Annotated in this window: 17 protein-coding genes; 12 read left to right on the forward strand and 5 right to left on the reverse strand. The window is 48.4% G+C overall.

Annotation, left to right across the window (positions count from 1 at the left end; genetic code table 11):
• The first annotated feature begins 39 nt into the window (after window positions 1-39).
• From MAMMFC1_RS07205 to MAMMFC1_RS07215, 3 genes are all read left to right on the forward strand, one after another.
• Entirely contained in the window at window positions 40-2214 is a 2175-nt protein-coding gene (locus tag MAMMFC1_RS07205; protein ID WP_232035722.1) for a type I secretion system permease/ATPase, read from the forward strand.
• The gene (locus tag MAMMFC1_RS07210; protein ID WP_126307743.1) at window positions 2205-3602 is read left to right on the forward strand and encodes an HlyD family type I secretion periplasmic adaptor subunit; all 1398 of its coding nucleotides are present in this window, start codon (window positions 2205-2207) and stop codon (window positions 3600-3602) included. The genes MAMMFC1_RS07205 and MAMMFC1_RS07210 overlap by 10 nt, the downstream gene beginning before the upstream one ends.
• A gap of 189 nt (window positions 3603-3791) precedes the next feature.
• A complete protein-coding gene (locus MAMMFC1_RS07215; RefSeq protein ID WP_126307745.1) occupies window positions 3792-4577 on the forward strand; it encodes a CheR family methyltransferase in 786 nt (261 codons plus the stop codon).
• A gap of 258 nt (window positions 4578-4835) precedes the next feature.
• Here MAMMFC1_RS07215 and MAMMFC1_RS07220 read toward each other — a convergent pair whose 3' ends face one another.
• On the reverse strand, window positions 4836-6011 hold the full coding sequence (locus MAMMFC1_RS07220; RefSeq protein WP_232035723.1) for a D-alanyl-D-alanine carboxypeptidase family protein: 1176 nt from the start codon (window positions 6009-6011) through the stop codon (window positions 4836-4838).
• 127 nt (window positions 6012-6138) lie between these two features.
• On the opposite strand from MAMMFC1_RS07220, the gene MAMMFC1_RS07225 reads away from it, so the two are divergent.
• Window positions 6139-6858: a polysaccharide deacetylase family protein gene (locus MAMMFC1_RS07225; protein WP_232035724.1), complete on the forward strand. Its 720-nt coding sequence runs from the start codon at window positions 6139-6141 to the stop codon at window positions 6856-6858.
• A 28-nt stretch (window positions 6859-6886) separates the two neighbouring features.
• On the opposite strand, the gene MAMMFC1_RS07230 is transcribed toward MAMMFC1_RS07225, so the two are convergent.
• Entirely contained in the window at window positions 6887-7276 is a 390-nt protein-coding gene (locus tag MAMMFC1_RS07230) for a hypothetical protein (RefSeq protein ID WP_126307748.1), read from the reverse strand.
• A gap of 186 nt (window positions 7277-7462) precedes the next feature.
• Between MAMMFC1_RS07230 and MAMMFC1_RS07235 the strand changes: the two genes are divergently transcribed.
• The gene (locus MAMMFC1_RS07235) at window positions 7463-8539 is read left to right on the forward strand and encodes a BMP family lipoprotein (RefSeq protein WP_197723937.1); all 1077 of its coding nucleotides are present in this window, start codon (window positions 7463-7465) and stop codon (window positions 8537-8539) included.
• 64 nt (window positions 8540-8603) lie between these two features.
• Here MAMMFC1_RS07235 and MAMMFC1_RS07240 read toward each other — a convergent pair whose 3' ends face one another.
• A complete protein-coding gene (locus MAMMFC1_RS07240) occupies window positions 8604-8936 on the reverse strand; it encodes a hypothetical protein (RefSeq protein ID WP_126307750.1) in 333 nt (110 codons plus the stop codon).
• Between the two features lie 123 nt (window positions 8937-9059).
• On the opposite strand from MAMMFC1_RS07240, the gene MAMMFC1_RS07245 reads away from it, so the two are divergent.
• The gene (locus tag MAMMFC1_RS07245; RefSeq protein ID WP_126307752.1) at window positions 9060-10190 is read left to right on the forward strand and encodes a M20/M25/M40 family metallo-hydrolase; all 1131 of its coding nucleotides are present in this window, start codon (window positions 9060-9062) and stop codon (window positions 10188-10190) included.
• 381 nt (window positions 10191-10571) lie between these two features.
• Here MAMMFC1_RS07245 and MAMMFC1_RS07250 read toward each other — a convergent pair whose 3' ends face one another.
• On the reverse strand, window positions 10572-11639 hold the full coding sequence (locus MAMMFC1_RS07250) for a tetraprenyl-beta-curcumene synthase family protein (protein ID WP_126307754.1): 1068 nt from the start codon (window positions 11637-11639) through the stop codon (window positions 10572-10574).
• 286 nt (window positions 11640-11925) lie between these two features.
• On the opposite strand from MAMMFC1_RS07250, the gene MAMMFC1_RS07255 reads away from it, so the two are divergent.
• The 5 genes from MAMMFC1_RS07255 (at window position 11926) to MAMMFC1_RS07275 (ending at window position 17810) form a co-directional block, all read left to right on the forward strand.
• Window positions 11926-13494, forward strand: coding sequence for an ABC transporter substrate-binding protein (locus MAMMFC1_RS07255; RefSeq protein ID WP_126307756.1), 1569 nt, complete (start codon window positions 11926-11928; stop codon window positions 13492-13494).
• 384 nt (window positions 13495-13878) lie between these two features.
• Window positions 13879-14883 (forward strand): ABC transporter permease, encoded by a 1005-nt coding sequence (locus MAMMFC1_RS07260; protein WP_126307758.1) that lies wholly within the window; start codon window positions 13879-13881, stop codon window positions 14881-14883.
• A 37-nt stretch (window positions 14884-14920) separates the two neighbouring features.
• Complete coding sequence (locus MAMMFC1_RS07265; protein ID WP_232035725.1) at window positions 14921-15829, forward strand: ABC transporter permease; 909 nt, start codon at window positions 14921-14923, stop codon at window positions 15827-15829.
• 11 nt (window positions 15830-15840) lie between these two features.
• Window positions 15841-16839 carry an ABC transporter ATP-binding protein gene (locus MAMMFC1_RS07270; protein ID WP_197723938.1) on the forward strand — a complete coding sequence of 333 codons (999 nt, stop codon included), beginning with the start codon at window positions 15841-15843 and terminating at the stop codon, window positions 16837-16839.
• Entirely contained in the window at window positions 16836-17810 is a 975-nt protein-coding gene (locus MAMMFC1_RS07275; protein ID WP_126307760.1) for an ABC transporter ATP-binding protein, read from the forward strand. The genes MAMMFC1_RS07270 and MAMMFC1_RS07275 overlap by 4 nt, the downstream gene beginning before the upstream one ends.
• Before the next feature lie 82 nt (window positions 17811-17892).
• Here MAMMFC1_RS07275 and MAMMFC1_RS07280 read toward each other — a convergent pair whose 3' ends face one another.
• The gene (locus tag MAMMFC1_RS07280) at window positions 17893-18105 is read right to left on the reverse strand and encodes a hypothetical protein (RefSeq protein ID WP_126307762.1); all 213 of its coding nucleotides are present in this window, start codon (window positions 18103-18105) and stop codon (window positions 17893-17895) included.
• A gap of 392 nt (window positions 18106-18497) precedes the next feature.
• Here MAMMFC1_RS07280 and MAMMFC1_RS07285 point away from each other — a divergent pair, with 392 nt between their 5' ends.
• Window positions 18498-19217 (forward strand): Ig-like domain-containing protein, encoded by a 720-nt coding sequence (locus tag MAMMFC1_RS07285; protein ID WP_126307764.1) that lies wholly within the window; start codon window positions 18498-18500, stop codon window positions 19215-19217.
• The last annotated feature ends 84 nt before the right edge of the window (window positions 19218-19301 follow it).

A 19301-nucleotide genomic window follows, 5' to 3' on the forward strand; every position in this document is an offset into this window, starting at 1 on the left:
TTGGTGCTGTATGGGAAACGTCATAGATGGAGGTTGAACATGGATTCGACTCAAAGGATGAGATCTGAAGCAACTAATAGTAATCCTGCTACAAAAATTGATAGCGGTTTAATGTGTTTAGTAACCGCTGCCAGACTTCTTGGGGTTCCTGCCGACTATCAGCAGCTTAAACGGGCCTTTCTGGTGGCCGATGCGCCGGCAGATGCGGTTACGCTTTTGCGGGCCGCGAAAGAACTGAGGCTTAAGGCGAAGCAAACCCGCACAGTGATAACCAAGCTGCCCAAGTTGGCGCTGCCGTCGATTGCTTTGTTGGGAAATGGCCAATTCGTAGTGATTGTCAAAGCCGATGAAAAACGGCTGCTTATTTATGACCCATATAAAGAACGGCCGCTTACCCTTGGCCATGAAGATTTCGGTGCTGTTTGGGACGGAACGGTTATACTTCTTGCGCGCCGGTTTAGCATTGCCAGCCTGGAAAGCGAGTTTAATCTTAGCTGGTTCATTCCTGTAATCATTAGATTTAAACGCTTTTTTGGCGAGGTCCTGATCATTTCATTTTTTTTGCAAAGCTTTGGGCTTATTACGCCATTATTCTCACAGGTCATTATTGACAAAGTATTAATTCATAAAGGGGTAACGACACTGGATATTTTGGCGGTCGGTCTGTTATGTGTCAATTCGTTCGAAAGCCTGTTAGGCGTTTTACGGTCTTATCTTTTTTCTCACACAACCAATCGGGTGGATGTTCTATTGGGAGCTAAACTTTTCAATCATTTACTCGCGTTGCCTCTAAAATATTTTGAGATTAGGCGGGTTGGGGATACCGTTGCCCGGGTGCGGGAATTGGAAAATATTCGCCAGTTTCTAACCGGATCGACGCTCACGGTTGTGCTCGACTTATGCTTTGCAACCGTATTTATCGCCGTAATGTTTTTCTACAGTGTCAAGCTAAGCTTGGTTACACTGGCATCGATACCGCTGTTTGTCGGCTTGTCGTTACTGGTTACCCCCATATTTAAAAGACGCTTAAATCATAGATTTGCTTGCGGTTCCGAAGTGCAATCTTACTTAGTCGAGTCTATTACCGGCATACATACAGTCAAAAGCCTGGCGATAGAACCGCAGCTTAACCATAAATGGGAGGGAATACTGGCTAATTATGTTAAGGCTTCCTTTCAAACTACCATTTTAGGGAATATGGCCAGTAATACGGCGCAATATATTCAAAAAATTTCCAGCCTTGCGATTTTATGGTTTGGCGCCCGGATGGTGATGGATGGAACACTCACAGTCGGCCAACTTATTGCCTTCCAGATGCTCGCCGGCAGGGTCACTGATCCTGTGCTGCGGTTGGCTAATACATGGCAGGATTTTCAGCAAATTCGCCTTTCCATTGAGAGGTTGGGGGATATACTAAATTGTCCGCGGGAACCGGCGTTCAATCCCAACCGGACTTTACTTCCTCCCGTCAAAGGACATGTCGTCTTAGAAAACCTGGCTTTCCGGTATCGTGATGATGGTCCGCTTGTCCTGGAAGGACTTAATTTGGATGTTAAGCCGGGAACTACGGTAGGTATAGTGGGCCGGTCCGGATCAGGTAAAAGCACCTTGACAAAATTGATTCAAAGGTTATATATACCCGAGCGCGGCCGGGTAATAATCGACGGCATAGATCTGGCCCAAGTGGAACCGGCCTGGCTGCGCCGGCAGATTGGCGTGGTCCTGCAGGAAAACTATTTGTTCAATGGCAATGTGCGCGAGAACATCGCGGCCGTTGACCCAGGGGCTCCCATGGAAAAGATTATCCAGGCCGCCAAACTGGCTGGAGCCCATGAGTTTATTCTGGAGCTTCCGGAGGGTTATGATACTGGTGTTGGTGAACGCGGCACGGCTCTCTCCGGCGGACAGCGCCAGCGAATTGCCATTGCCAGAACTTTGCTTATCAATCCGAGGATACTCATCTTCGACGAGGCTACCAGCGCCCTGGATTATCAGTCCGAAAGAATAATACAAGAAAACCTTGAGCAGATTTGCAAAGGCCGGACGGTATTTATTATTGCTCACCGTTTATCCACTGTGCGAAAGGCGGATACCATAGTTGTAGTTGAAAAAGGCCGTATCATCGAACAGGGTAGTCACGAACAGCTGATTAAGCAACAAGGCGCGTATTACAGCCTTTATATGCAACAGGAGGGAAGTAATGCATGCGCCTAATAACCTTTGATTGGTTTAAGCGGCTTCGCAAATCAATTAAATCGACGCAAGAAAAAGTTGCGGCCTCTGAAAAACTTAGCAAAGATGAATTGGAATTTTTACCGGCGGCTTTGGAGGTTGTACAAACGCCGCCTTCACCTGTCGGTCGTTTGACTGCTTGGTTGCTGATTGCTTTATTTTCTATTGCGGTAGTATGGTCTTGTGTGGGTCATGTTGACGAGGTTGCCATAGCCCAGGGAAAAGTAATACCTTCCGGTTATACAAAGACGATTCAGGCGTTTGATACCGGCGTTGTAAAAGCCATCCACGTCAAGGATGGAAGCAAAGTCCAACCGGGAGACGTACTTATTGAGATGGACACCACCTTTACTACGGCTGATTTTACCCGTCTGCTCAAAGAACAAGCTTACTATCAACTGGAGATAAAGCGATTAATTGCAGAACAAACAGGCCAGCCTTTTGTACCGGATCCGGATTCGGCTTTTAACCCCCAGGATCTGCTTTTTCAATTGCAATATTATCGCAGCCGGATGGCGGAATATCAGGCAAAAGCTGCAACTGCGCAGCAGGCTGTTAATCAGGCCCAGGCAGCTATCGAAACGGCGCAGGCGGCAAAGCAAAAACTGACCTTGCAGCTTGAAATTGCAATCGATAAGGAATCTAAAATGGAGAAATTGACGGAAGTTGGCGCTGTTGGTCAATTCCAATACTTGGACTATAAGGAAAAACGGAATAATATCCAACAGGACCTCGTTTCGCAAACAAGTGATATTGCGAAAGCCAACTATGCACTGCTGCAGAGTATAGAATCTCTGAATAATATCGTAAGCGAGCGGGAAAACGATATTATGAGCAAGTTGGTGGAATCCCGCCATCAACTGCAGGCTGTTGAAGAGGAGTTAAGAAAGGCTGAGGAAAAGGATCGTCGGAGCACAGTTACTTCGCCGATTGCGGGAACCGTACAACAGTTGGCGGTTCACACCGTCGGTGGAGTTGTGACTCCGGCGCAGGCGCTAATGCTGGTTGTTCCCGAAGACGCGCAAATGGAAATAGAAGCATGGGTTGCCAACAAGGATATAGGGTTTGTCTATGGCGGGCAAAATGCCGAGATTAAGGTTGAGACATTTAATTTCCAAAAATACGGGACGCTAGACGCTACTCTGGTTGAAATTAGTTCTGATGCCGTGGATGATAAAGATAAAGGCCTTGTCTACAGGGCCTTGTTTCGCACCAATTTAAATTACTTTTCTCTGGCAAATGACAGAACCGTATATTTGAGCCCGGGAATGGCCGTAATTGCCGAGATTAAGACAAGAAAAAAAAGGATTATTGAATACTTCATGGATCCCTTTATTAAATATAGGAGTGAGGGATTACGAGAAAGGTAAGCTGAATTTTAACGTCCAACCTGTACACGGGTTGGACGTTTTAGCATTCTTGCGAAGGATTTTCAGTTAACAGTTAAGTAGGGAAACTGCGTGGCCGTGTAGAACTAAGAATATATATAATTTAACACGAAATACTGGTAAGCCGGATGTATAATCGCACTATATGAAACAGGGGGTAATCACAAGCCGATGTCGCTACATAACGAAAAAGAATGGGAGACTTTCAAGCAAAAATTGTATTCGAAATCCGGTATTAATCTGAACGACTATAAACCGGCGCAAATGCAGCGGCGCATCGGTAATATGATGAGTCGGCACAGTGTGACCGGGTATTTGGATTTTTTTGCCAAACTGGAGAGCGATGCCAAATTATATAAAGATTTTATTGATTTCCTGACAATTAATGTCACCGAATTTTTCCGGACGCCGGAAAAATTTGATGAACTGGAAAAAGTAGTTCTGGCTGACTTGTTAAAGAAAAGCCCCAAATTGAACATTTGGAGTGCCGGTTGTTCCACCGGTGCGGAACCATATTCCCTGGCAATTATGCTCAATGAAATGACGCCTCACACCCGCCACCGGATTTTGGCCACCGATTTGGACAAGGAAATGCTGGCTAAGGCCAAACAGGGATCTTACACCATTAACGAACTGAAGAATATTCCCGCGGCCCGGCTTAACAAGTACTTTAAACAAGTTAACGGCAGTACGGTGATTCATGAGGATATTCGTTCCCGGGTGGAGTTTAAGCAGCATAATCTGCTTGTTGACAAATTCGAATCAGGCTTCGATCTCATTTTGTGCCGCAACGTGGTTATATATTTTACGGAAGAAGCCAAGGACGCTCTCTATCGCCGCTTCTTTGCCGCTTTAAAACCCGGCGGGGTGATGTTCGTCGGCGGCACGGAGGCAATTCTCAATTTCCGTGAAATCGGCTTTCAACACTACCTACCGTTCTTTTATCGCAAACCATAATACTAAAAAAATATATGCTAAATATGCTTAGATTATCAAATGCCACGAACTGATTAGAAATCGTCAGATACCGTTGCATATGAAAAAAGCTTATCGTGATCATATTTGCTAATTATTATTCGGACTGTCATAGTCAGACCGTCTAGGCGTGACGAGAACCGGAACGGAGGCGTACTGGACGTACGTCGAAGTGAGGACCGCAGGAACAACGACGCAGATGGCGGTTTATAATCAGTTCCCCACTTAATTGTGCATAAATTATAAAAGTCCCCAGCCGGCTAATCTGCGCATAAGGTGCATCATATTGCGGAAGAGGATTTTATCGACAGTAAGTTCTTCCACCCCGCTGGCTGCAATCAAATCTACTGTTTTGACGGCTTTGTCCTGTATGTAAAAGATGATTTCGCCAATTTTTTGTCCCTGGTAGACAGGGGCTTTTATTTTTTCCGGCAAATCCAATTCCACGGTGACGTGGTCATAATCCGCAGCGCCAACCGCCAGAGCGGCAACGCCGTCGACAACGGCGTCAACCATATTGTTCATACCGCTTTCCACCGGCAAAGCCGTAAACACTGTTCCCGTTTCGGCGTATTCGTAGAGCTCAAAGTTATCAAAGCCGTATTTTAAGAGGTGCATAGAGTCCTGCCAGCGGGCGTGATCGTGAAGCACCACGGCAATGAGTTTCTGGTTACCCCTGGTGGCGCTGGATACAAGGCAGGGTCCGGCCTGGGAGGTAGTGCCTGTTTTTACGCCGTCGGCCTCTTCCAGCATCCACAGCAGCCTATTGGTGTTGCGTACATTGCCTTCTTGCGACCGGCCGCGACGGTCCAGCCATTCAATGGACGTTTCTTTTGTGCCGACAATTTCGGCGAATAACGGATTGCTGAGAGCATAGCGGGCTATCCAGGCCAGATCGAAAGCGGTGGATAGATGATTGGGGTTATGAAGCCCGTGGGGATTGACAAAACGGCTGTTGCTTGCACCTAATGCCGCGGCCTTTTGATTCATCATAGCAACAAAAGCATCCTCAGAACCTGCCAGATGTTCGGCAATGGCCACTGCCCCGTCATTTCCCGAACGCAGTAAAAAACCTGACACCAACTCCTTAAGGGTCAGCATTTGGCCGGGAAACAAATGCAGTGAGGAACCGGCAGTGGCAGCCGCCTTGGCGCTTACGCGGACCATATCGTCCAAACGGCCGCTTTCCAGGGCAATCAGAGCGGTAAGAATTTTGGTAGTACTGGCAGGCGGCAATTTCTTGTTCATTTGTTTTTCATAGAGTACTTGGCCGGTCTTTGCATCCATCAAAACCGCAGCTTCGGCTGAAATTTGCAGCGGGGCGGCGCTTGCCGGACAGGGACCAAAGCAAATCGAAAAAACAGCGATACAAATCATAAGCATTATGGGATGACTCCGCAATAAATTAGGATTCATGCTAATTCCTCCCTGTTTTGCGCTACTTCATTATATTGCAGTGTTTTTGCTATCATTCCCTTAAAAGGAATATACCTTCTTGTTGGCGCGTAAGATCAAATAGGCGCCTAAAGGTGGAGGTGTTGATATGGATATGAAGGCAATTTGGCGGCGGGGGTTTTTTAGTATTACGGTGGTGGTGACTGGCCTATTGTTGGGAACAGCCCTTGACGTGGTAAAAATGCTCGATGACAACGCGACAGTGATAAAAAAAGTACCGACTACTCACAAAGTAGTGGCACTTTCCTTCGACGACGGTCCCCACTTAAAAACCACGCCGGAAATCTTAGCAGTGCTCCAAGAAAAAAACATCAAGGCCACTTTTTTTGTGCTGGGATCCAACGCGGCGAATCACCCTGAAATTGTAGCCCAAGCGTCTGCCGCCGGTCACGAAATTGCCAGCCATGCTTTTAGCCACAAAAGAATAAACAGTTTGTCGGCAGAAGAAATTAAGCAAGAAATAGAACGGACTGAGGCAATCATCACGGCAGTGGCGCCCAAACCCAACCTGTTTCGCCCCCCGGAGGGGGCATATAACGATAAAATCGTCGCTTTACTCAGGGAAAAAGGCTATACTACCATCCTCTGGTCGGTAGACGCTGGTGACTGGCGCCGGCCGCCTGCCGGTCAGGTTGTGAAAAATGTAATGGATGCCATTGCCCCGGGAACAATTATTCTCATGCATGACGGGCAGCCTGCTTTACCCACCGCCCAGGCGCTGCGGGAAATAATTGATCGTTTACGGGAGCAGGGATACCAGATTGTTACTGTGGGTGAACTCTTAAAATATTATGAGATACGGCAGTAGCCGCGGTAAATGGGGACCGTCAAAAATATTACTGATGATAGGGTTTAAGGTTTTGCCAATGAGACTGAATAAGTTGATCATAGCGATAGATGGTGGCTGTGCGTTCATTGCGTAATGACTGTATCGAACTCAATATTTTTTGATCAAATTTATAGACTTTGACTTTAGGCACGTTCACGGGTTTGGCAAATTCCCTCAGCCGGGTAGCTACCTTGCAATTAGACTTGGCCTCTTTAATAAGCACTGCCGGTTCTAATAGATCGGAGCCTTCGTAACGGTGAATCAAACAGTTGGGTTCAAGCCGATCGATGACCGTTTTATTATCCCCTTCCAGAACTACTTTTCCACCGCAACCGGGGCAATTGCCCAAATCAGCCGGTAAACAACTGAAACAGCTACTGCAAACAACTTCATTCATGGACACATCCCTCCGTCAATTATTTTGTCCGGAAAACCGTCGGACTATAAAAAGTTTTGCGAGTGACTGCCAAATTTTTCTTATTACAATAAGTTTTTTTCATATACAACGGCGGTGTGAAGGTTTTCCTGGGAGGGAGTCGAATAAATATTAGGCCGGAATGGTATTGTAAGGGGAGACAAGATTATGCGAAACATGAGATTGGCGGCAGCGCTGGCCCTGGTATTTATTTTAGTGACAACTGTCTTTTTAGGCGGCTGCGGCCAGAAGCTTGCTGTAGCTCCGCAACAAGGAGGACTACAAGGACTAAAAAAACTTAAAGTCGGTCTGGTATTTGACGTCGGCGGCCGCGGCGATAAGTCTTTTAATGATGCTGCGTATGAGGGTCTGGAAAAAGCCGAAAAGGAATTTGGCGATAAAATAGAAATTAAGTACCTAGAGCCGTCTGCCGGCGGGGAAAACCGGGAGCGGCTTTTAAGGCTTATGGCTCAGGATAAATATGACCTGATTTTTGGTGTTGGTTTCATTTTTACCGACTCCATCGCCAAAGTGGCAAAAGAATTTCCTCAGATCAAATTCGGCCTGATTGATGGCTTTGTTCCCGGCCTGAAAGCTGAGAATAATATTTCGTGCCTGCTGTTCCGCGAACACGAGGGGTCTTTCCTGGTCGGCGCCGCCGCCGCCATGCAAAGCAAGACCGGCAAGATTGGTTTTGTAGGCGGCATGCAAAGTCCTTTAATCGAAAAATTTGAGACCGGGTATATTGCCGGCGCCAAATATATCAACCCCAATATTGGCATATTGTCCGATTACATCGGCACTGCCAGTGACGCCTTCAAAGACCCTGTCAAAGGTAAGGAACTGACATTAAAACAAATCAAAGACGGCGCCGATGTAATTTATCATGCTTCCGGCGCTTCCGGCATCGGTGTATTGGAAGCCGCAGCTTCGCAGCAAAAATTTGTCATTGGCGTTGACTCCGACCAATCTCTCCCCGCTAAGGAAGATCAGCGTTCGTTTGTACTGACCAGTATGCTCAAACGGGTGGACGTAGCTGTATATGAAACGATCCGGAGCCTCGTCACCCAAAAATTCCAAGGTGGTTACCAAGAGTTTGGCGTGCAAGAAAACGGCGTTGGTTATGCCGAAAACCAATACAACAAGGAACTGATCGCTGCAAACAAGGCCAAACTGGATGAACTTAAGGAAAAAATCATCATGGGCGAAATCAAAGTTCCCACCAGCAAAGAAGACCTAAAGTAAATTAACCAGGAAACAGATTGTATACAAGGGGGTGGCCCCTGACAGTCTGTTAAAGTATCTGGGCTTAACAGTAAGGGATGACCGGTGGTTCCCTCATAGAACCACCGGCGAAGAGCTGATGCAGTTTACCGATAATTTCGTCGGGGGATTGACCGGTGGCGTTTAGAACAAAGGCCGGGTGGTAATCATGTATTGCGTGAGTACCGATACTAATATCGGCGTGGAGGAACTCGCCAACCGGCCCGGCAATATCCTGGCGGTAACCGGTGCAGACGACGGCATCCACCGATATTCCGGGACGCATTGCCTCCAGACTGTCGATGACAATATAGCTCGTTTCCCGCAGCTTGGCCGCAAGGCGAGGCAGCTCGGAGGTGAGAACTACTACTTTTGGCATGTGAAATTCCTTTCTTTTAATAATGAAATTATGAATATAAATATAATTGTATTAATTATTATTGCTTTTTATTCGTATAAAATGGGGATAATGTTTTTACAGAGAACAAGGGGGGACTAAATCATGATCAATCGCCGGCGAATGCTTAATGACTTTACCGAGATGGTCAAAATCAAGTGCTCTTCCGGGGCGGAAAGGGAAATCGCCGATCTTTTAAAACAGCGTTTGGCTGAGTTGGGTCTTGCGGTTTCCGAGGACGATGCGGGAAAAAAAATCGGCGGCAATGCCGGCAATGTTTTCGGTTATCTTCGCGGCAACGCAACTTCAGCCCCGACGGTTTTTTTATCTGCTCACATGGACTGCGTTGATCCCTGTGCCGGCGTTGAGCCGGTATTGAAGGACGGTGTCATTGCTTGTGCCGGCGACACTGTTCTTGGCGCTGACGATAAGGCGGGAGTCGCTGCTATCATGGAAGCTGTCCGGGTAATTAAAGAAGAAAATATTCCCCATGGCGATATTCAGATTGTGTTTACGGTAGCGGAAGAGGGTGGTTTGAGCGGGTCAAAAAACCTCGAACCGTCCCTGCTTAAGGCTGATTTTGGCTATGCGCTGGATTCCGGCGGTTCACCCGGGGAAATTATTACCATGGCGCCGGGACAAAACAGTATCAAAATCCTGGTGTACGGCAAGAAAGCCCATGCCGGCGTGGCGCCGGAAGAGGGCGTAAACGCCATTGTTCTGGCCGGAAAAGCATTGGCTGCCGTGAAATACGGCCGCATTGATTTTGAGACAACAGCCAATTTCGGTATTATTAAGGGCGGCATCGCCACGAACATCGTCCCGGACACGGTGGCAATACAGGCGGAAGCCCGCAGCCGCAATTTAGACAAACTGCAGGCGCAAACCGAACATATGCGCAAGACCTTCGAGGAAGTAGCGAGGACCAATGGCGGCCGGGCTGAAGTCACTGTTGATAAAGCCTATGATCCGTATGTGCTGGAGGATTCTTCCCCCGTTGTTGCGCTTGCCAAAGACGCGGCGGCAAGCATTGGACTGACCCCGGTCGTCACTGCTTCCGGCGGCGGCAGCGATGCTAACTACTTTAACAATTACGGCGTTCCGACAGCTGTCCTCGGCGTTGGCATGAGCAAAGTCCATACCACGGAAGAATACATAAAAGAAGAGGACCTGTACAATTCTGCCGCTTATGTCGTGGCCATTATTAAAACAGCCGCCCAAATGAAGAAAAACTAAATCAACCCCGGAGCCAAATACAAAAAGGACGCAAATCCGCGTCCTTTTCTGTATTACCAAGCTGAATTTTTCCGTGCAATGATATATTCCCACCTTGGAGGAGCCGGCCTAATTGCCCCTGTGCTCTTTCTATTTAGATAAAAAGCAACAAGCTACCCAAATGCCACGAACAGCTTAGAAATCGTCAGATGCTAGGCGCGACGAGAACCGGAACGAAAGCGTACTGGTTGTACGCTGTAGTGAGGATCGCAGAAGCACGATTCTGATTTCGTTAGTGTTATCAACGCAAGTTAACTTGTCGCAGATAACAGCAACGCAGATTGTGCGGCGACGCAGCATGGCGGTTTCTAAGCTGTTCCCCCCTTATCGTAAAAAAGTCCACTAAAGTTTTTTCTTGGTTCTTAGATACCGGCAAAGTTGATACATAAAATTTGAATAGAATCCGGCTGATTTAAGGAGCTGCTGCTTAATAGCCTTCTCTGCGGGAGCGTCGGTTTTCGGATCGGATAAGTACATGGCGAACAGGCCGCTAACCACTGTCTCGGCAAAGGCAGGGTGGGGCAGGGTTTTAGCCTGGGTTAACGCCTGTTGTCCAAAGAAACGCAGGCGCGATTTGGTTTCTTCACTGTCCTTATAGTAAGAAACAAAGTTTAGATCGCCGTTTAAACGGTCTTCCGCATTGTCAATAAAGTAATCCAGAAGGATATGTAGCCCGTTTATCCAGGGGAAATAGGCTTGAGCAATCTGACCGGCCTTCTCTTGCGTCAAATCAGAATCGCAGGCAGCGGCGCACAGCATGAACATGCCAAGGGTGGAGCCGGTGGCGGCGGCAAATTCCCAGGGAGAAATACCGGGATAGGAAGGCAAATGAGTATTGATCCAAGCCAGCATCTTTTCTTCCCTGACGTCAGGATGAAGATGCTTATACGTCTGCAGTTCGCTGTAGAACCCGGCCTGCCGTAAAATTTCGGGTTTGACAACAGGATAAGAAGGAAGATTGGTTATTTCCTGCCGGCAAGTCTCCACCAGTCGTCTGAGGTAGCCGCCGTCGTCCTGGTAGGGATAATAGGCATAATAATCATGGATCTGGGCTTCGGGGTCAAGGGCATCCGTCATAGCCAAATGCAACTGGCGAAAAGCCGGTTCATCCGTTATGCCGGCCCGGTCGCACAAGTTGTCCAGGTAGTCGCTGATAGTTTGCAGGGCAACTACCAGCCGCACGAATTTTGCCGTTGGCACTCCTCTATATAAGCTGTAAACACTGCCGCCCTGGCAGTGAAATTTTTTCAGGTGAATGCTGTCTAAAGCCTGCTCGGTAAGTTCCCGCCTGCCGCCGCCTGCCGCTTGCCGCCAGCATTCCAGTTCCCGGTCCACAAGCGGGAAAACGTCAAAGACAAATTTTCTTAAGACGCTTAGACCGGCAGCGGTATTGGCAATGGATGTTAGCACCGCTTAGTCCTCCTTAATACATATTAAACGGAAAGCCGTGTACCTTCTTATAATTTTACCCCTAATCCCTATATTATAGCAAATCATGGAATACGGATAGATACTCAGATTAATATTGTGTAATATTACACTGAATAGTGCAAATAAGCGTACGGATGTATCTGCTGCGGATACAAAATAAAAAAATTGTTCACCAGCAAAAATACAGCAGGAATTTTCAAACTTTTGCATAATAGATATACCCAGTTTGTAAAAAAGACCTTATTATTATTCAGGGGGGATTGATTTGAGCAAGAAAGGTTTGGCACTATTACTTACATTCGTGTTTGTTGCCGGTATCGTGCTTGCCGGTTGTGGCAGCGGCGACAAAAAAACGGCAGGCGGTGCAGGCAATGTGCTTGTATTTGGAGCAGGCTCCGACCCACGGGGTCTTGATCCGGCATTTGTCGATGACGGTGAATCGATGCATGTGATGGATCAGATTTACGAAGGTTTGGTCCGTTACAAACCAGGCAGTACAGAAATCATGCCGTCACTGGCAACTGAATGGTCGGTTAGCCCGGATGGCAAAGAGATTACCTTCAAACTCCGCGAGGGAGTAAAATTCCATGACGGCACACCGTTTAACGCCGAGGCGGTTAAAGTCAGCTTTGAGCGCCAGTTGCCGCCCCAGCGCAAGGATGACATGCCGTACGCCGACTTCACCTTTGACGGGGTAACCAAGGTTGAGGCAGTTGATGAACATACTGTTAAAATTACTTTGAAAGCGCCTTCCGCCCCATTCCTGGCCAACATGGCGATGATGATATCTGCTCCCATCGTCAGCCCGGCAGCCGTTAAGAAGTATGGCGACAAGCTGATGGAAAACCCGGTGGGTACCGGTCCGTACAAGTTTGTCAAATGGGATAAGGGCCAGCAAATCGAACTGGCAGCCTTTGACGGATACTGGGGCGACAAGCCTAAGATGCAGAAAATAGTCTTCAAATTCATTAAAGAAAATTCTGTTCGGGCATCTGAACTTATGACCGGCGCTGTCGACATCATGGACGGAGTGGATACCAACGATGTTAAGACCCTGGAAAGTAAAGGGATGAAGGTTCTCAAGGCTCCGGGCATGAATATAAACTACATGGCTTTTTATACTAATAAGAAGCCTTTTGATAATCCGGACCTGAGAAAAGCTATCAGTATGGCTATCAACCGGCAGAACCTGGTTGATTACCTCTACCAAGGCAATGCCCAACTCCCCAACTCCATTCTGCCTGACTTTATTCCCGGTTATTCCAAAGATGTTAAGCCTTATGACTACAATCCGGAAGAAGCTAAAAAGCTTCTCGCCAAAGCTGGTTACCCCGACGGTTTCGAATTTACCGCCATTACTTATTCCAATCCTCGTCCCTACAACCCGGTTAACGGTGAAAAACTGGCTGCAGCTGTCCAGGCTGACCTGGCCAAAATCGGTGTAAAAATGAACATCAAGTCTTATCCGTGGAAAGAATACAAGCCAGCTTATATCAATAGCGAAGGTGACGCCATGTTCTACGGCTGGATCGGTGACAACGGCGATGCGGACAACTTCCTTATGTTGCTTGAGACTGCCCAGATCAAAGGTAGCCTGAATACTGCCAAGTACTCCAATCCCAAGCTGGACGAACTTATTATGCAGGGCCGCACCACCATAGATCCGGCCACGCGGGCGGCCATCTATGCCGAGGTCCAGAAAATCGCGGTGGAAGACGCTCCCTGGGTGCTCATCAGCCACAGTGTTGACATGAGAGCCGAACGTCCGAACATCAAGGGCGATGCGCTGCACCCGACCAATAATATCTGGCTGGGCGGGGTCAGCAAAGAATAATCAATTTTGTTATATTATGTAAGTCTGAATTAAACCAATACCAAAGAAGGTGATTTCAGCTGAAATCACCTTCTTTTCACTGAGTACACCTTTCTGGAAAATGATGACAATTGAAAACAAGGTGTATCTCCTCTCAGCAATCAAATGCCACGAACTGCTTAGAAATCGTCAGATACCGTTGCATATCTAAAACTTATTGTAACAAAATTTGCTGATTATGGTTTCGATTATCATAGTCAGACCGTCGAGGCGTGACGAGGACCGGAACGGAGGCGTACTGGGGAAGTACGTTGGAGTGAGGACCGCAGGAACAACGAAGCAGATGGCGGTTTATAAGCAGTTCCCACCTTAAAGTAAATAGTTATAGAATGGAGGAAGCGTCAGGTGGCAAAATACATATTCCGCAGACTGCTCTTATTGTTTCCGGTGCTGTTCGGCGTGTCGCTGGCCACTTTTGTGGTCATGCACAGCTTTACCGCTGACCCGGCGGAAATTATACTGGGACAGCATGCGACCACCGATAAAATTGCAGCACTGCGCGAGGAACTGGGACTTAACAAGCCAATGTACGTTCAGTTCTGGGACTATATTTCGAAAACAGCCGGGGGCGACCTTGGCGAGTCGGTTATTACCAAGACGTCCATAACCGAGGAACTGTTAAAGCGGTTTCCCGCTACGGTAGAACTGGCTTTTGCCGCTATTGTCATCGCGTCTGTACTGGGCATTGTATTGGGAGTCATCTCAGCCGTCAAGCAGAACTCAATCTTAGACTACGGCACCATGGTGGCGGCTCTGTTGGGAGTCAGCATGCCGATCTTCTGGCTGGGGCTGATGATGATCATCCTTTTTTCCGTAACCCTTGGCTGGCTGCCGGCCTCGGGCAGGATCAGCATCGGCCTGCAGCCTGAGGATATAACCGGATTTTATATCCTGGATTCTATAATTACCGGGAACATGGAATCGCTGAAGGATGCCCTGCAGCACATGGTAATGCCGGCAGTGGCCCTTGGTTCCTACTCTACCGCCATTATCGCCAGAATGACCCGGGCGGCCATGCTGGAGACCATCCGCCAGGATTATATACGGACGGCGCGGGCCAAAGGGCTTCGCGAACGGGTGGTCATTGTCAAACATGCATTGAGAAATGCCCTTATTCCAATTGTTACCGTCATCGGCCTGCAACTGGGCTCGCTACTGGGCGGCGCCGTTCTCACCGAGACGGTATTTTCCTGGCCGGGAATCGGCTCCTACGTAGTGGAAGGCATACTGGTTTCCGATTATCCACGGGTACAGGGCGTAGTACTGTTAATTGGCGCCATATTTGTCGTTGTCAACTTAATCGTTGATGTACTGTACTGTTACCTGGATCCAAGGATTCAGCATTCTTAATATAGAGGATACATAATTACAGGTGGTGAACAAATTCATGGAATTAAAGCCGGAAACCTCGCCCAAGGCAGACATTTCGGATGCATCAGGACAATCCATGTCGGCTCGCAAACAAAGATATATGGAATTCATTACCCGCTTTCGGGCATCCGGATCAGCTATGATCGGCCTGATCATGCTGGCCGTATTGGTATGCGGCGCAATTTTCGCACCGGTGCTGGCGCCCTACGATCCTTACGAAAGCGATCTGCCCAGCGCCTTGCAAGCGCCCAACGCAGCGCATATTATGGGTACGGATGAACTGGGACGGGATATTTTTTCCCGCATACTGTACGGAGCGAGGATCTCGCTGCTGGTTGGCGTCGAAGCCGTTACCCTGGCCTTGTTATGCGGCGTTATTTTCGGCGCTGTGGCCGGGTTCTACGGCGGAAAAACCGATACCGTCATCATGGGGATTATGGATATTATGCTGGCCTTTCCCAGTATTCTCCTGGCCTTGGCGTTTATGACCGTCCTGGGACGGGGAGTGGAAAAGGCGGTCATCGCCATCGGCATTGTCTCCATTCCCCAATACGCGCGGATTGTACGGGGCAGTGTGCTATCGGTAAAAGAGAATGTATACGTCATGGCTGCCCGGGCCATCGGCAACAGCGACAATGGCCTGATCTTCCGCCATATTCTGCCCAATGTGCTGGCGCCCCTCATTGTGCGGGCCACCATCGGCGTTTCGGTGGCCATCCTGGAAGCGGCGGCATTGGGCTTTCTCGGGCTGGGAGTGCAGCCGCCGACTGCCGAATGGGGGACCATGCTGGGTTCAGGACGCCAGACCATATTCAACGCGCCGCATATTGTAACATTCCCCGGTGTAGCCATTACCCTGACCGTTATGGCCTTCAATCTTTTGGGCGACGGGCTGCGCGATGTGCTCGACCCGCGGCTTAAGTAGGAGGGGTGTTTGTGACGGAAATCTTGATAAATCAGCCATTACTTGCGATCAAGGATCTGAAGACTCATTTTCATGTAGGGAAACGGGTGGTAAAAGCCGTTGACGGAGTTAATATAACGGTACAGCCGGGAGAAATGCTGGCGCTGGTAGGAGAATCCGGCTGCGGTAAAAGCGTAACCGCCATGTCCATAATGCGTTTAGTACCGGAGCCTCTGGCCCAATTGAGCGGTGAAATCCGGTTTCTGGGCCGGGATATACTCAGGATGTCCATGCCGGAAGTGCGGGACATTCGCGGCAAGGACATATCCATGATATTTCAGGAGCCGATGACGTCCCTTAATCCTGCCTATACGGTAGGCGATCAGATTGCGGAAGCGGTACGGGTCCACGGCAGCAGCGACAAGAAAACAGCTTGGAAACAAGCCGTGCGCATGCTGGAACTGGTGGGTATACCGGCGGCTGCCCAGCGGGCGGGGGAATATCCCCATCAGTTAAGCGGCGGTATGCGGCAGCGGGTCATGATTGCCATGGCGCTGGCCTGCAACCCCAAGCTGCTGCTAGCGGATGAACCCACTACCGCCTTGGATGTGACCATTCAGGCGCAAATTCTCGACCTCATACGCAACCTGTCCCAAGAATTTAATACCGCTCTTATCCTTATAACCCACGATCTGGGAGTTGTCGCGGAAATGGCCCGGACCATGGCGGTTATGTACGCCGGCCGGATTGTGGAACAGGGAACTGTGGCCGACATATTTACCGGGCCGCGCCATCCTTACACCGCCGGTTTGATGGACTCCATTCCCCGGCTGGACGGCAAAAAGAAACAAATCCTGCATACCATTGAAGGAGTTGTGCCGGATTTAGCCGCTCTTCCTGCCGGCTGCAGTTTTGCCGACCGGTGCGAGTATGCTCAGGATAAGTGCTCCTTTTGGCCGCCAGCCCTTGTCTGTCAAGCCGACGGGCGCATGGTCGCCTGTCATTTCCCCCTGGGAGGTGCTGACCAATGAGTGCGGCGCAAGATTTGCTGGTTGTTAATAATTTAAAGAAATATTTTCCCATTCACGGTGGATTATTAGGCCGGACGGTTGGCCATGTCCGGGCGGTAGACGATGTATCATTTACCGTAAAAAAAGGTGAGACACTGGGGCTTGTGGGGGAGTCCGGCTGTGGCAAATCAACTACCGGCCTGCTGGTTCTTCGCCTGCTGGAAATGACTGGGGGAGAAGTACTGTTCGCCGGACAGGATGTAGCCGGACTCAACCGGTCTCAGCTTAAAACTTTTCGGCGTCAGGCCCAGATCGTGTTTCAGGACCCTTACGCATCTTTAAATCCCCGTATGCCGGTAGGCGATATCATTGCCGAGCCTATGACGTTGCATGGCATCGCCGCCGGTCCCGAACGCACCAGGCGGGTGGAAAAGCTGTTGCGGCTGGTAGGCTTGGGGCCGCAGCACGCCGGGCGCTACCCCCATGAGTTTTCCGGCGGCCAGCGGCAACGGATCGGCATTGCCAGGGCTTTAGCCGTTCAGCCTAAGCTGGTGGTATGTGACGAACCGGTTTCGGCCCTGGATGTGTCTATCCAGTCGCAAATACTTAACCTGCTGGTGGAACTGCAGCAGGAAATGGGACTTACCTATCTGTTCATTGCCCACGGCTTGAACGTAATTAAGCACATTTCCGACCGCATCGGGGTTATGTACCTGGGCAAGATAGTTGAGCTGGCGGACGGGAATGAACTTATCCAAAACCCGCTTCACCCTTATACCAGAACCCTGCTGTCGGCAATACCTGTTCCCGACCCGGGGGCCAAAAGGAAGCGGATCATTCTGCAGGGCGACGTGCCAAGTCCGGCCAATCCGCCGGCCGGCTGCCGGTTTCACACCCGCTGTCCGGAATGCATGGATATCTGCAGCAAAGAAGAACCTGCATTCCGGGAGGTCGGCCCCGAGCGGTTCGTAGCTTGCCACTTGGTAAAATAGCAGTAAAAACCACTCCGGAATTCACTTTATATGTGACGGAGTGGTTTTTTTGTCCGGCTTTAGCCCGACGAGTTCACTACAATCATTCACCTTTAAGCAGCTTATTTTTGTTTGAATCCTCCGGTACAGTGCGTTTTTCATCTACCGGGCCAAAGCTTTGGGCATAGGCGCGATTTTCTTCGATTTTGGTAACAACATAGCGCTTAAAGTCATCAGAAATATATTCGTCCCCAACAGTTACTTTTACCGAGGAAACGTAGGTCAGGATTTCGCCGGAATCCTGATCGATAACCATGTAATAGTCGTATTTCGGAGTTGTTTCTATCCTCTCGGGTTTGGACTGCGGTTTCGGAGAGAGAGCAGGAATTATATACTGAAATAGAGCGAAGGCGATAATAATGGCGGCGATGATGGCAATAATCAGGTTTACGTGTGATTTTGTGATATATATCCCCCCTATCCAAACATAGTTTATCCGGATTGACTTTTTGTTAATACAATTCCAGGGAAAATTACAAAAAGTTCAAGTTTACATAAAATAAAGAAGTATGATAACATAAGAAGCGATACCTGTTCGTTAATTTATCAAAGAGAGGTGAAAGGATTGCGCGGGAAGTCTTGTTCTCGCCTTTACCGTTTAACTATTAAAATATAATAATGTACAGAAGGGAGAAGGGGGGATATATCATGAAAATAAATAAAAAGCACATTTTCCTAATGCTGTTGGTTTATGCTTTGACAATTCTATCTATCCCGGCAGCTTTCGCACAGTCGGGAGACGTTACGGACCAAAGGTCGCTTAATTTTTTTGCCGCCACATTTAATAACAGGATCAATTTACAAGGTGCAACCGATGTTCTCCTTAACTCTCAATTTATAATGGAATTTGATAAAGATATAGTCGACGACACAATCTGGAACATTAATAAAAACTGTTTCAGCCTTCAGTCTGAAAATAATGAAAATGTATCAATAAATATAACCAGGGATTTTAACCAAAGACAGAAAGTTTTTATCCGGCCTATCCAGGCTTTAAAACCCGGCACCATTTATTATCTAACAGCTTCACCCGGCTTAAAGGCGAAAAATGGAAACTTAACCCTCGGGGGTACTACCGCCGGACAGGGTATAACCATTACCTTTAAGACAGCGGGACAAGCTCCGGCCAATACGCAAAGTAATACCACAATCGCCGATACTTCTTCAACCACCAGTACCGCAACCACTGATACCGCAACCACCGATACCGCAATCACCGATACTACAATCACCGATACCTCACCCAATAATCAAGTCAGCGGTCTCACTAAGGCTACGGTAATTTTAAACCGGACGTCAACACTGTTACAATCTATTTTATTTTTGCTGGATTCCCTGGGTCAGTTGAGGATGCCTATCAGCTATTAACGGTATAAATTTTATTAACATGTGAGTCCGTACTACTTTCGTGTAGTACAGACTCATTTTTTACTGTATCAGAATCTATTAAGG

Origin of the sequence: Methylomusa anaerophila, from assembly GCF_003966895.1 — a bacterium.
GTDB lineage: Bacteria > Bacillota > Negativicutes > Sporomusales > Sporomusaceae > Methylomusa > Methylomusa anaerophila.